At 74.4% G+C, this 13369-nt stretch carries 9 protein-coding genes; 6 read left to right on the top strand and 3 right to left on the bottom strand.

Features of this window, described 5'->3' with window-relative positions; genetic code table 11:
- Nucleotides 1-87: 87 nt before the first annotated feature.
- From phoU to ispF, 3 genes are all read left to right on the top strand, one after another.
- The gene (gene phoU / locus ABD54_RS05820) at nt 88-750 is read left to right on the top strand and encodes a phosphate signaling complex protein PhoU (RefSeq protein WP_047868396.1); all 663 of its coding nucleotides are present in this window, start codon (nt 88-90) and stop codon (nt 748-750) included.
- Nucleotides 751-1333: 583 nt separating this feature from the next.
- A complete protein-coding gene (locus ABD54_RS05815; protein ID WP_047868395.1) occupies nt 1334-1816 on the top strand; it encodes a CarD family transcriptional regulator in 483 nt (160 codons plus the stop codon).
- Nucleotides 1817-1849: 33 nt separating this feature from the next.
- Nucleotides 1850-2320: a 2-C-methyl-D-erythritol 2,4-cyclodiphosphate synthase gene (gene ispF, locus ABD54_RS05810; RefSeq protein ID WP_082166706.1), complete on the top strand. Its 471-nt coding sequence runs from the start codon at nt 1850-1852 to the stop codon at nt 2318-2320.
- 309 nt (nt 2321-2629) lie between these two features.
- Here ispF and ABD54_RS05805 read toward each other — a convergent pair whose 3' ends face one another.
- Complete coding sequence (locus tag ABD54_RS05805; RefSeq protein WP_047868393.1) at nt 2630-4774, bottom strand: DUF2637 domain-containing protein; 2145 nt, start codon at nt 4772-4774, stop codon at nt 2630-2632.
- A gap of 292 nt (nt 4775-5066) precedes the next feature.
- Between ABD54_RS05805 and cysS the strand changes: the two genes are divergently transcribed.
- The 3 genes from cysS (at nt 5067) to ABD54_RS05790 (ending at nt 7991) form a co-directional block, all read left to right on the top strand.
- Nucleotides 5067-6470 carry a cysteine--tRNA ligase gene (gene cysS / locus ABD54_RS05800; RefSeq protein ID WP_047868392.1) on the top strand — a complete coding sequence of 468 codons (1404 nt, stop codon included), beginning with the start codon at nt 5067-5069 and terminating at the stop codon, nt 6468-6470.
- A 133-nt stretch (nt 6471-6603) separates the two neighbouring features.
- Complete coding sequence (gene rlmB, locus ABD54_RS05795) at nt 6604-7566, top strand: 23S rRNA (guanosine(2251)-2'-O)-methyltransferase RlmB (RefSeq protein ID WP_047868391.1); 963 nt, start codon at nt 6604-6606, stop codon at nt 7564-7566.
- Between the two features lie 143 nt (nt 7567-7709).
- On the top strand, nt 7710-7991 hold the full coding sequence (locus ABD54_RS05790; protein WP_047868433.1) for a hypothetical protein: 282 nt from the start codon (nt 7710-7712) through the stop codon (nt 7989-7991).
- A gap of 171 nt (nt 7992-8162) precedes the next feature.
- Here ABD54_RS05790 and ABD54_RS05785 read toward each other — a convergent pair whose 3' ends face one another.
- Nucleotides 8163-8372, bottom strand: a complete 210-nt coding sequence (locus tag ABD54_RS05785; protein ID WP_047868390.1) for an MbtH family protein — start codon at nt 8370-8372, stop codon at nt 8163-8165.
- A 53-nt stretch (nt 8373-8425) separates the two neighbouring features.
- The coding region (locus tag ABD54_RS05780; RefSeq protein WP_047868389.1) for a non-ribosomal peptide synthetase at nt 8426-13369 on the bottom strand (4944 nt) is incomplete at its 5' end.

Genomic DNA, 13369 nt, shown 5'->3' with positions numbered 1-13369 from the left:
GTCAGGGCATGCGACACAACCGAGGTTCTTGCATCGTTCACCGATTCTTGGCCGACTCTTCAAACAACCACTGGGAGCATTGACGCCATGCGCGATACCTACCACGACGACCTTGACAGCCTGAGTGAACGCCTCGTCGAGATGACGCGGCTCGCGCGGCACGCCGTCGCTCGTGCGACCACGGCGCTGCTGGACAGTGACATCAACGCGGCGCAGGAGGTCATCTCCGGCGACGAGCAGATCAACCGGCTCGACCAGGAGATCGAGGACACCGCGTTCAGCCTGATGGCCCGGCAGCAGCCGGTCGCCTCCGACCTGCGCACCATCATCACCTCCCTGTACATGCGCGGCGACCTGGAGCGGATGGGCGACCACGCCGTCCACCTGGCCAAGATCGCGCGGCGGCGCCACCCCGACTCGGCTATCCCCAAGCCGGTGCGGTCGATCGTGCTGGAGATGGGCCACCAGGCGGAACTGCTTGTCACCAAGGCGGGCGAGGTCATCATGGACCGCGACCCCGACACCGCCCTGGAATTGGACAAGGACGACGACACGATGGACCGGCTGCGGCGCAAGCTGCTGCAGCGCATCCTCGCCCCCGGGTGGGAGTACGGCGTGGAGGCCACCATGGACGTCACCCTGGTCGGCCGGTTCTACGAACGCTTCGGTGACCACGCGGTGCACGTCGCCGACAACCTCGTCTACATGGTGACGGGCGAGAAGCGCGAGGACTACGACCCCGAGAGCTGAGCCGACGGCGGCCTCTCCGCGGAGCGGACCGCAGGTGCCCCCTCGCCGGTCCCGCGAGCCCGGTCCGGCCGTACGCCGTCCGCGGGCCGGGCGTGCTTCCCCGCCCCCCTGGACGCGTCCCCCCGGACGTCCGGACCGCGAGTGTCCCCCCGGCGCCGCGCCGGAGCGCGCGGCGCCGGGCCGGGTCGGGGCCGGAAACGCTGTGCCGGGGCGCGGCCGACCGGTCCGGACGGGTCGCACGGCGGCCGGAGGCCGGCCGTGCGCGGGTCGTTGCGGCTGGTCGTCGGGAGCCCTCGCGGGCGACGTGCGCCAGGCGACGCTGCACGGTGAGATGCGTCGCTCCGGCCCCTCCCCGAAGGCTCCGCGGGCGTGTCCGTAACGCCTTCACCGAGTTCCGGTGAAGGGGTGGACACGGCGTCCGCAAGCCCTTCCGTACGGGGCCTGACCAGGTGCGCAGCAGGCCTCGGGTACACTTTGTCAAGCCCTGGAAAGTAGGGCTTGACCTGCGTGTTCGCAAACCTAATAGGTACGTTAAGTCACAGATTCGTGGTATCCTTGTGGTAGCGGAAGGGGTACCTGTCACATGACTTTCAAGGTCGGCGACACTGTTGTCTACCCCCATCATGGGGCTGCTCGTATTGAAGCGATCGAGACGCGCAACATTAAGGGCGAGGACAGAATCTACCTCGTTCTGAGGGTCGACAAGGGCGATCTGACGGTGCGCGTGCCCGCCGCGAATGCCGAGGACGTCGGCGTTCGCGACGTGGTGGGGCAGGAGGGCCTGGACAAGGTCTTCGAGGTGCTTCGCGCGCCGCACACCGAGGAGCCCACCAACTGGTCCAGGCGCTACAAGGCCAACCTGGAGAAGCTGGCCTCGGGTGACGTGAACAAGGTCGCCGAGGTGGTTCGGGACCTCTGGCGTCGGGACAAGGAGCGCGGCCTGTCCGCCGGTGAGAAGCGTATGCTCGCCAAGGCGCGGCAGATCCTCGTCAGCGAACTCGCCCTCGCGGAAAAGACCAACGAGGACAAGGCCGAGGCCCTCCTCGACGAGGTTCTCACCACCTGAACCGGTTCTGAAATCACGTAATTGATGACGAATATGCCTCGGGTGGGCGTCGGAACGGACGTCCACCCGTTTTCTCCTGGGCGCACCCTTTTCCTGGCCGGTTTGGAATGGCCGGGAGAGGACGGCGTCAGCGGCCATTCCGACGGCGATGTCGCCGCCCACGCCGCGTGCGACGCGCTGTTGTCCGCCTGCGGACTCGGCGATCTGGGATCCAACTTCGGCACTTCGGAACCGCGCTGGAAAGGCGCCTCCGGAGCGGCCCTGCTCACCGAGACCGCGGCGCGCGTGCGCGCGGCCGGTTTCGAGATCGGCAACGTGGCCGTCCAGATCATCAGCAACCGCCCCAGGTTCGCGCCGCGCCGCGCTGAGGCCGAGAAGACGCTCTCGGAGGTCGTGGGAGCGCCCGTGAGCGTCTCGGCGACCACGACCGACGGCCTGGGCCTGACCGGCCGCGGAGAGGGCATCGCGGCCGTGGCCACGGCCCTGTGCGTGGCCGCGGGCTGAGAAGGCCCGGGCGGCCCCCGTCACGACTCGCGTCCGCGCTCCCGGCAGACGAGCAGCCGGTAACCGGGGCGCTGGCGACGTTGAAGGCGTGGAAGCCCACCGTCAGCGGGCCCCGCAGCTCCGGAACCCGGCGATGGCCGCCCGAGGGGAGGCCGAGGGCGTCCGGCGTGACCTTCGCACGGCGGGTGCTCAGGAATCGGCCGCGGCGTTCAGGGGGCACCGGAACGGCTTCGGGGCCGTGCACAACCTGTGCACAGCCCCGTCGTACGCCCGTCAGGCGCGTCCGCCCGGCGCGCCCCCCCGCCGTTCCTACTCGTCCGGACGGAGCGGCTCGCTGCGCACGCGCCGCGAGGGCGGTCCCGAGGAGAAGTCCGGCAGCGGCGGACGCGGCGGCTTGAGCACCATAGGGCGCTTCTCCACCGGGGTGAGGGGGCCGCGCCTCTCCTGAACGCGTCCTCCGGCGTCGGGCTCGGGCCCTGCCGGGGGCTCCGTGGAGGAGGGGGCCGGTTCGTCCCCGCCCTCCTCCCGGACAGTCGGCGGAAGCTCCTCCGCCTCGGGCGGGAGGTCGGCGTCGTTCGGGGAGGGCTCGGACGCCCCGAGCCGTTCCGGCTCCTGGAGCGGGTCCTCCTCCGGGAACCGGTCCTCGTCGGTCTCGTACCAGGACCAGGCCTCCTCCGGCCCCGGCGCGGGCTGCGCTGGTCCGTCCGAGGTGGCCGCCGCCTCCGGGGAGGCCCCGCCGATCCGGAACGCCGCCCGCACCGCGGGACCGGTGTCGTGGTCCAGCGCGGGCGTCGGCTCCGGCTCCCGGGACTCCTCCGCGAACGGCGAGGCGTCGTCATCCGGCGGCGTCCACACCGGCGGCACGTAGTCCGCGAGGACGTGGGCGCCCGAGTCGTCCGCGGGCGGCTCCCAGTGCGCGGTGTCCGGGGCGCGCTCCGCCGAGGGCTCGGCTTCTGTCGCGGGCTCGGGCTCGGGGTCCGGCTCCACGGGCGTGCTCCGCGACGCCGGAGCGGGATCGGACCGCGGCACGGAACCGGCCCGCGCGTCCTCCGCGTCCGCCTCGGACCCCTGCCCGGACGGCGCGCTCCGCGAGTCCGTGACCGGCTCGGGCGTCACGACGGGAACGGGTTCCGGCTGGGGTTCCGCGGGCTCCTCCACCGGTTCGGGCTCCGACTCGAAGGCCGTGACGGTCCCGGTCTCCGGCTCGGGATCCACGTGTGGTTCGGGTTCGGCCGCGTGCCCTGGGGCCACCGGCGGGGCGTCGGCCTCGTCCGACACCGGGTCGCCGGAGGGCGGCTCGTGCTCGAAACCCTCGTCGGCCAGGTGGCCGGGGACCACCGCGACCGGCTCCGGTCCCGCTTCCGGCTCCGGTTCGTCGTCGGCGGGCGCTGCCGCGCCGGGCACCACCGGGGCCTCCTCGGCGGCCCGCTTGATCGGGTTGTGCCCGTCCCGCGAGCGCCGGGGCAGGCGCACCGTCGGCACGGACGCCCCGATCCCGTCCCCGTCGTCCCGGTCGTCACCGGCGTCGGAACGCGGTGCTTCGGTCCCGGCCACGGGCAGCGGCTCGGCGGCGAACTCCCCGTCGTCCCGGCCGTCCACGTCCCCGTTCCGGCCCGGCTCGTCCCGGTCCCGGACGGTGTCGGGTTCCGGGTCCCGCCCGCGCTCCCGCCGCTCCCCGGGCGCGTTGGACCCCGCGAACGCCTCTGACCCTCCCGGGGCCTCCGAGGCTCCGGCGGTCCCAGGGTCCTCGCCGTTTCGGCCGCCACCGTCCCGGCGGGGACGGCCGACCGGGCCGAAGGCCTCTGTCTCGTCCTCGTCCCGGTCGTCGGCGCCCAGGCGCAGCAGCCGGGTCTGGAGGGTGCCGCCCTCCGAGGCGGACGGGGGGGCGGTGTCCCCGCGCGGGGGGACCACCGCTGTGCGGGCGTGCAGCACCGTCGTGGGGTCGTCCGCCGGACGCGGCCTCGCCATCCGCGCGCGGCGGCGCCTGCGCATGTGCGCGCGCAGGGTCATCCACAGCAGGAAGGCCACCAGCAGCGCCGCGAGCGGCGCCACCGCCACGATCACGTTGGCGACTCCCTGGTGCACCCGCTCGACGAGTTCCAGGCTGCTCATCAGCATCGCCGCCGCGGCGAACAGGACCAGCACCGGGATCAGCACCAGGTCGACCCAGAGCCGCTCGCGCGGAGGCGCTCCGCGCAGCAGGTAGCTCACCCAGCACGCCATCATCAGCAGCAGGGTGTAGGTCACCGGGAACACGTGGGCGAGGGGGCTGCCCTCGTGGCCGCCGTACTCGGCGAACTGGAAGATGCCGTTGTAGGAGATGACGAGGGCGCACAGCGCGATGAGGCCGACGAACAGGCCGCCACCGACGAGAGCACCGGCTCCCGCGCCGCGACCTGCTGCGGGCCTACCGTTCCGTGTCCCTGACTCGGGGGCGTTGTTGTAAGGGGCCATCGCCTTCGCAGCGTAGTCCAGGCGGTGCCGCGAACACGAGATTCCGTCTGATTATGGTTGCTACCAGACGAGCCGCCCCCAGGTGTTCTGTGTCGTTCTGTCGGAATATGCAGGGAGTAGCGTTCGGGAGGACCCGCGGATCGGACTTCCGGCCAGGGTTATCTCACACCTCGTGTGTCCGAATACGGCCAATCACATATACGCACTTGGGGATGTCCGGGAGGGCTTCTCCCACCTGGGGATCCCTGGTTTGTGACGCCGCCGTGAGGGGAAAGGGGATACGCTTGACAACGTGAGTCTGCGCTTCTACGACACCAGTGCCCGACAGGTCCGCGAGTTCGTCCCGCTGCGCGAGGGGGCCGCCTCCCTGTACCTGTGTGGTGCCACGGTGCAGGCACCCCCGCACATCGGGCACATCCGCTCCGGTGTGAACTTCGACATCCTGCGCCGCTGGCTGACGCACCTGGGGTACGACGTCACCTTCTGCCGCAACGTCACCGACATCGACGACAAGATCATCCGGGTCGCGTCGGACGAGGGCGTGCCGTGGTGGCAGGTCAGCGAGCGCAACCAGCGCGCGTTCACGCACGCGTACGAGATCCTGGGCTGCCTGCCTCCCACCGTGGAGCCGCGGGCCACCGGGCACGTGCCCGAGATGATCGACCTCATGCAGCGCCTCATCGACGCGGGCCACGCCTACGCCGCCTCCGACGGCTCCGGCGACGTCTACTTCGACGTGCGCTCCTACCCGCCCTACGGGGGCCTGTCCAACCAGCGCCTGGACCAGGTCGTGGAGTCGGCCGACTGCGACGCGGACCGCGACAAGCGCGACCCCCGCGACTTCGCCCTGTGGAAGGGCGCCAAGCCGGGCGAGCCGAGCTGGCACACCCCGTGGGGGCGCGGACGCCCCGGCTGGCACCTGGAGTGCTCGGCCATGGCCACCAAGTACCTGGGCCCCAGCTTCGACATCCACGGCGGCGGCCTGGACCTGGTCTTCCCGCACCACGAGAACGAGCTCGCCCAGTCCCGCGCGGCCGGTGACGGCTTCGCCCAGTACTGGCTGCACAACGGGCTCCTCGTCGTCGGCGGCGAGAAGATGAGCAAGTCGCTGGGCAACTCCCTGCTCATCCCGCAGATGGTGCGCAAGGTGCGCCCGGTCGAGCTGCGGTACTACCTGGGCCAGGTGCACTACCGCTCGGTCATCGACTACTCCGACGCCGCCCTCCAGGAGGCGGCCACCGCCTACCAGCGCATCGAGGGCTTCCTCACCCGCGCCGCCGAGGTGCTGGGCGAGGTCGTCCCGGCCGCGGACGTGCCCGCGGAGTTCGCGTCCGCCCTCAACGACGACCTCGGGGTCTCCCAGGCCCTCGCCGTCGTGCACGGCCACGTCCGCGAGGGCAACACGGCGCTGGTGGCGGGAGGCAAGGAGCAGGCCGCCGAGATCGCCGGCGAGCTGCGCACCATGCTCGGCGTCCTGGGCCTGGACCCGCTCGGGGAGCAGTGGGCCACCGGCGGGGACCAGGGGCTGCGAGAGGTCGTGGACGCCCTGGTGGCGGTCGCCCTGGAGCAGCGCCAGGCCGCCCGCGGCCGCAAGGACTACGCGGCGGCCGACGCGATCCGCGACCGGCTCGCCGGGGCGGGCGTCGTGGTCGAGGACACCCCCGAGGGCCCGCGCTGGGACCTGCGCCGCGACTGAGGCGGCCCGGGCGGTGGCGCGGCGGCGTTAGTCTGGGAGTTTGCCGCCGCGTTCACGTTGGCAGGCCACATTCCACCAGCCGGATGCGACGCGCCTCCGGCATGCCCGCGACACTGACGGGGAGGCGGCGACCATGCCGGCGAAGAAGAGCAAGAAGGGCCCGAGCAAGGGCAGCGGAGGCAAGGGCCGCCGCTCGCTGGAGGGCAAGAGCGGCACCCTGCCCGCGGAGCAGCGGCACTGGTACGAGGGCAAGCAGCGGGCCAGGGCCGCCCGCCGCCCGGACTCCGCAGGCCAGGCCCGGGGCCAGCAGCAGGGGGATCGACGCCGCGCGGACGCCTCCGACCTGCTGGTGGGGCGCAACCCGGTGGTGGAGGCGCTGCGCGCCGGCATGCCCGCCACCCGCCTGTTCCTGGCCAACAGCCTCGACCCGGACGAGCGTGTCAACGAGGCGGCCCGGATCGCCGGCGAGCGCGGCCTGGACGTGCTGGAGGTCACCAAGACCGAGCTCGACCGCCGCTGCGAGAGCAACGGCCAGCCCAACGCGGCCCACCAGGGGCTCGCGCTCCAGGTGCGCCCCTACCAGTACCGCGCGCCCGAGGCGCTGCTGGACGCGGCACTGGAGTCCGACACCCCGGCGCTGATCGTGGCCCTGGACGGGGTGACCGACCCGCACAACCTCGGCGCCATCGCGCGTTCGGCCGCCGCGTTCAACGCGCACGGCCTGCTCATCCCCGAGCGCCGCTCGGCCGGTGTCAACCTCACCGCCTGGAAGACCTCCGCGGGCACCCTCGCCCGGCTGCCCGTGGCCCAGGCCACCAACCTGACCCGCGCGCTGGAGGGCTACAAGAAGGAGGGCGTGTTCGTGGTCGGCCTCGACTCCGGCGGCGACACCCCCATCCCGGACCTGGAGCTGGCATCCGGCCCTCTGGTCATCGTGATCGGCTCCGAGGGCAAGGGCCTGTCCCGCCTGGTGCGCGAGGCCTGCGACGTGGTCGCGAGCATCCCGATCGGCAACGCGGAGTCGCTGAACGCCTCCGTGGCCGCGGGGGTGTCCCTCTACGAGGTGGCCCGCCGCCGCTCCGCCGCGAAGGGGTAGCGGCGGCGCCCCGCGCCGAACACTTCGGACCCGTCCGGCTCCGCGCACGCGGAGCGGGCCGGGTCCGCGCCCGTTTTCCGCTCCGGTCCCTCGGGTAGGCGTGCTGCTGCACACGGCCGTCGCAGAGGAAGCGGGTGGGCGGCATGGCGACTCCTCCTGTGCCCGACTACGAAAACCTCTCGTTCCGGGACCTGGACGAACGCGTCCGCTCCCTCCCCGCGGAGCGGGTGCGCGAGCTGATCGCCTACGAGGAGAATCACTCCTGCCGGATGCGGGTGCTGGAGCTGCTGAACGACCGCCTGCACTCGGCCGTGGGAGGCGACGGGGCGCACCGGGAGCCCGGGCCCGAGGGCGGTGGGGACGTGGCCGACGCGCGGGCGGTGCCCGAGAGCCCGGAGCGCCCGCCCGGCCGGGGCCCGTCCTGACCGGTCGGACGGTCGGGGGAGCGCGCACGGTGGTCCGTGACGCCCCGGCATGAGCCTGCGGCGCAGCGATCCGGCCGGGCCGGGGATCACAGGACGGTGCCGTGCACGCTGCGCGGCAACGGCGACGCCCGAGGGCGCCGGGGCGCGCCGGACCCGCGCGCCCCGGCGCGTTCAGCCCTCCTGCGCGGCGATCAGGCTCGCCGGGCGCAGGTCGGTCCACTCGCGCTCCACGTACTCCACGGCCTCGGCCCGGGAGGTCTCGCCCTGGGCCACCCGCCAGCCCCGGGGCACCTCGGCGAAGGCGGGCCACAGGGAGTGCTGGCCCTCGTCGTTGACCAGTACGAGGAAGCGGGCGTCCTCGTCGTCGAAGGGGTTGCTCACGTCGTTCCTTCTCCTTGTCGTCGTGGGTGCCGCGCGCCGTCCGCGCGGCACGGTCAGCGCGCCCGGCGGTTCCGCGCGCGCCCGCGCCCGGCCTCGCGCACGAGGCCGCGCAGCCGTTCGGCGTACTCGTCGGCCAGGGCCCGCACCGTCTCGGGGCGGTGCCGGTTGGCCGAGTAGGTCCAGGAGAACTCCAGCCGCCCGCCGGTGACGCCGCCGGTCACGTCGAACAGGCCGGTGCGCCCCTCCTGCGGGGCGTGGTCGCACGGCGGCAGGGGCAGCAGGCGCCCCACGGGGCCGCCGTCCCGGTCGCCGAACCGGCCCAGGTAGTTGAAGGACACCTGGGGTTCGGGCATCGCGGCCAGCGGGGCCGGAACCCGGTCGCCGCCCAGCTCGCGCAGCGCCCCGAACCCGATCGCCTCCGGGGCGGCCCGCCGCTGGGCCCGGGCGGCGGCCACCGCCTCGGCCGTGCCGGTGCCCCGGGGGACCTCCAGCAGCACCGGGTGGATGGCGGTGAACCAGCCCACCGTGCGGGACAGGTCCACGTCGTCGAACAGGTCCTCCCGGCCGTGGCCCTCCTTGGCCACCAGCAGGCGGGGGTCGCCGCTCCAGTCGGTCAGCACACGGCCCAGCGCGCCGAGCAGCACGTCGTCGATGCTGCTGCGCAGCGTGCCGGGCACCCGGCGCAGCAGCGCCCCGGTCTCCTCCGCCGACAGGGCGGCCGTGACGATCCGCTGGGAGGCCACGTCGTTGGGGCCCGAGTCCAGTTCGACCGGCAGGCGGGCGTCCGCGGCCCGCGACGCGAGGTCGGCCCAGTATTCGGCGTCGGCGTCGAAGGCCCCCCGGGCGGTGTGCTCTCCGAGGCGGCGCGCCCACTCGGGGAAGGGGGTGGTGGGCGCGCCCGGGTCCACCGCCTCCCCGCGCTCCAACTGCCCGTAGGCGGTGGCCAGGTCCTCCAGCAGCACCCGCCAGGACACGGCGTCGACCACCAGGTGGTGCGCCGACAGCAGTACCCGCGGCGCCCGGTGTCCGCCCCGGTCGAACACCACCGCCTCGAACAGGGGCCCCTCCGCGAGCCGCTCGGCGGGGCGCTCGCGCAGGGCCTCGCGCTCCACCGCCCGCTCCAGCTCCCCGTCGCCGCCGTCCACGCGCACCACCCTGGCGCCGGGCGCCGCGTCGGCGTCCAGGTGCCCGCGCGGGCCGTCCGCGGTGTCGGAGACCCGCAACCGGAGCATGTCGTGGTGCGCGGGCAGGCTGTCGGCGGCCCGCGCCCACAGCAGGGGGTCGGTGCCCTCGGACGCCTCGAACAGCAGCGACATGTCGAAGTGCTCGGGGCGGCGCGTGCGGGTGCGCAGGAACCAGCGCTCCACCGGGGTGGGCGGGACGGTCCCGGTGACCGGCACCCGCTCGGCGGGGCCGTCCGCGGACCCGCCCCGCTCGGCCGCGGCGGCCAGGTCGGCGACCGTCTGGTGCAGGAAGGCGTCGCGCGTGGTGATGTTCCATCCGGCCTCGCGCACCCGCGAGACCATCTGGATGCTCAGGATCGAGTCGCCGCCCAGCGAGAAGAAGTTGTCGTGGCGGCCCACCTCCGCGACCCGCAGCAGCTCCGCCCAGATGCCCGCGAGCGCCCGCTCGGCGTCGCCTCGCGGGGCCGCGTCCGGTGCGGTGCGCTCCCCGGGCTCGGCGGGTTCGGGCAGGGCGGTCCGGTCCACCTTGCCGTTGGCGTTGAGGGGGATGGCGTCCAGGAACACCACGGCGCCCGGAACCATGTAGTCGGGCAGTGTCCGGCGCAGCCGCTCGCGCACGTCCGGCAGGTCCGCGTCCGCTCCCGGAGCGCGGACCGCGTAGGCGACCAGGCCGCGCGCGCCCGAGGCGGAGCGGTGCACCTGGACGGTGGCCTGCGCCACGTCGGGCAGGCGCAGCAGGGCCGCCTCCACCTCCCCGGGTTCGATGCGAAAGCCTCGCAGCTTGACCTGGGAGTCGGCGCGGCCGGTGTACTCCAGCTCGCCGGAGTTGTTCCAGCGCACCAGGTCGCCGGTGCGGTAGAGCCGCCCGCCGTCGCCGAAGGGGTCGGCCACGTAGCGCTCGGCGGTCAGCCCGGGGCGGCCGTGGTAGCCGCGGGTGGCCCGGCCGCCCACGTACAGCTCACCGACCGCGCCCACCGGGACCGGCAGCAGCCGCTCGTCCAGAACGTGCAGCCGGGTGCCGTCCAGGGGGCGGCCGATCGGCACCGGTTCGGGTGTGTCGCCCTCCCGGGGCAGCGCGTGGTGGGCGGCGAAGGTGGTGGTCTCGGTGGGCCCGTAGCCGTTGGCCACGGTCGTGTCCGGGCAGGCGCGGCGCACCCGCTCCACCGCGTGCGGGCTGGCAGCCTCGCCCCCGGTGATGACCTGCTCCATCCCGCCGAAGCAGGAGGGGTCCTGCGCGGCGTAGAGGTTGAACAGCGCCGCGGTGACGAAGGTGGCGCTGACCCGGTGCTCCGACACCAGGGCGGCGAATCCGTCCGCGTCCAGCCGCCCCGGCGGGGCCACCACGACGGTGCCGCCGGTCAGCAGCGCCGCCCAGATCTCGTAGGTGGCGGCGTCGAAGGCGTGCGAGGAGTGGAAGAGCGTGCGCCGGGCGTGCCCGCCGGACCAGCGGCGGTCCGCGGCCAGGCGCACCACGTCGGCGTGGGTCACCGCCACGCCCTTGGGCGTGCCGCTGGAACCGGAGGTGTACATGACGTAGGCGAGCTGGTCGGGACGGGCGCCGTCCAGCCCCCGCGCTCCGGCCGCCGCGGCCGGTACCGCGTCAGCGGCGTCGACCAGCACCGCCGTGCAGGCCGACGGCACCCGGTCGGCGGAGGCGGCGTCGGTGAGCACGCAGGGCGCCCCCGTCTCGGCGACCAGCAGGCGGACGCGTTCGGCGGGGTCGTCGGCGTGCACGGGGACGTAGGCGCCCCCGGCGCGCAGCACCGCGAGCATCGCGGTGACCACGTGCGGCCCCCGCTCCAGCAGCAGCGGCACGGGCGTCTCGGGACCCACTCCCAGCGATCGCAGCCGTGCCGCCAGGGCGGCCGAGGCGCGGTCCAGTTCGGCGTAGGTCACCGCGACGCCGGGACCGGACAGGGCCGGGTGGTCGGGTGTCTCGCGGACCCGCTCGCCGAACACTCCGGGCACCGAGGCCGGGGGGTGGCCGGGCGCGCCGGTGCCCCAGGACCGCAGGGCCCCGGCCTCCTCCGGCGCGGGCGCGGGGGCCAGGGAGCGCACGGGCGCCCCGGGCGCGCGCGAGAGCAGGTCGAGGACGGCGGTCAGGTGGTGGGCGATCCGGTCGGCGGTGCGGGCGTCGTACAGGTCGGTGTCGTACTCCACCGCGCCCAGCAGCCGACCGTCCTCCTCCGCGAACTCCACCGTCAGGTCGAACTGGGTGTGCCGGTGGGCGACTTCGTGCGGGCGCGCGTCGAGCCCGCTGACCCGCCAGGGGGCGCCCGGCGTGTTGCGCAGGGTGACCAGCGCCTGGACCAGGGTGGGACGGGAGGGGTCGCGTTCCTGCCCGGTCGCGTCCACGACGCTGTCGAAGGGCACCTCGCCGTGCTCGAACGCGGCCAGGACGGTCTCGCGCACGTCGGCGAGCAGCGAGGCCGCGCTCGCGTCGGGGTCCAGCCGCAGCCGCAGGGCCACGGTGTCGACGAAGAACCCGACCGTGTTCTCCAGGGCCGCGTCGTCGCGTCCGGAGGTCACCGTGCCCAGCACGAGGTCGCGCTGGCCGCTGTGGCGCGACAGCGTCACGGCGGTGGCGGCGGCCAGCACCATGAACAGGGTCAGGCCGTGCTCGGCCTCCAGCGCGCGGACGCCCTCGCGCACCCGGGCGGGGACCTCGAAGGCGCGCGCGGCGCCGAGGCCGCGCCGCCGGGCGGGCCGGGGCCGGTCGGTCGGCAGGGCCAGGGGCTCCACCCCGGCGAGCTGGTCGCGCCAGTACCGCAGGTGCTCCTCGAAGGCGCCCGAGCGGGCCCGCTCCTCCTGCCACACGGCCACGTCGGTGGCGCGCAGGCCCACCGGCTCCAGGCCCGCGGCGCCGGGCAGCGCGTCGGCCGGGGTTCCGGGCCGCTCGCGGGCGGCCTCGTAGAGCGCGCCCAGCTCCCCGAAGAGCACCGACATCGACCAGGCGTCGGTGACGATGTGGTGCATGGCGATGGACAGGACGTGGTCGCCCTCGTCCACGCGCACCAGCAGGACCCGGGTCAGGGGTCCACCGGCCAGGTCGAAGGGGCGCGCGGCGAACTCCTCCAGCAGCGCGTCCAGCCGATCCTCGCGTCCTGCGCCGGGCGGGCCGTCCAGCTCGACCGTCTCTACGGGCAGACCGGAATCGGGGAGCACGACCTGGTGCGGCGTGCCGTCCCGGGAGGGGAAGACCGTGCGCAGCGCCTCGTGGCGCGCGGACAGGGACTGCAGGGCCCGCTCCAGCGCCGCGGTGTCCAGTCCACCGGACAGCCGCAGAGCGCCGCCGGAGTTGTACCCGGACCCGCCGGGCGAGTACTGGTCCAGGAACCACATGCGGCGCTGGGCGGAGGACAGGGGGGCCGGGCCCCGGCGCTCCGTCCGCGCGGGCGCCTCGCGGCGGTCGCCGGAGCCGTCGTAGAGCTCGGCCAGCGCCGCGATGGTCGGCCGTTCGAACAGCGCGCGCAGCGGGGGCCGGGAGCCAAGCCGCTCGGCGGCGCGGGCGAGCACGCGCACACCGGTGACGGAGTCGCCGCCCACGCGGAAGAAGTCGTCGTGCACGCCGACGCGCTCCAGACCCAGCAGGGAGCACCACACCCGGGCCAGCTCCCGCTCCGCGCGGTTGCGCGGGGCCGTGTGCCCGGCGCCGGAGCGCGCTGCCCAGTCCACGGCGGGCAGGGCGCGCCGGTCGGTCTTGCCGTTGGCGGTGACCGGGACGCGGTCCAGCACGACGAAGGCCGCCGGGACCATGTAGGCGGGGAGCGCGCGGGCGGCCCGCTCCAGGTCGGCGGGGGTCGGGGCGTGGCC

It is taken from the genome of Nocardiopsis sp. RV163 (genome assembly GCF_001029525.1).
Taxonomy (GTDB): Bacteria; Actinomycetota; Actinomycetes; order Streptosporangiales; family Streptosporangiaceae; genus Nocardiopsis; species Nocardiopsis dassonvillei.
The sequence above is the reverse complement of the archived record's forward strand: the minus strand, read 5'-3'. Positions and strand labels throughout refer to the sequence as shown.

Coding starts and splice junctions, on each gene's coding strand:
- phoU (WP_047868396.1), top strand. CDS start 88: ATGCGCGATACCTACCACGACGACCTTGACAGCCTGAGTGAACGCCTC.
- ABD54_RS05815 (WP_047868395.1), top strand. CDS start 1,334: ATGACTTTCAAGGTCGGCGACACTGTTGTCTACCCCCATCATGGGGCT.
- ispF (WP_082166706.1), top strand. CDS start 1,850: ATGCCTCGGGTGGGCGTCGGAACGGACGTCCACCCGTTTTCTCCTGGG.
- ABD54_RS05805 (WP_047868393.1), bottom strand. CDS start 4,774: ATGGCCCCTTACAACAACGCCCCCGAGTCAGGGACACGGAACGGTAGG.
- rlmB (WP_047868391.1), top strand. CDS start 6,604: ATGCCGGCGAAGAAGAGCAAGAAGGGCCCGAGCAAGGGCAGCGGAGGC.
- ABD54_RS05790 (WP_047868433.1), top strand. CDS start 7,710: ATGGCGACTCCTCCTGTGCCCGACTACGAAAACCTCTCGTTCCGGGAC.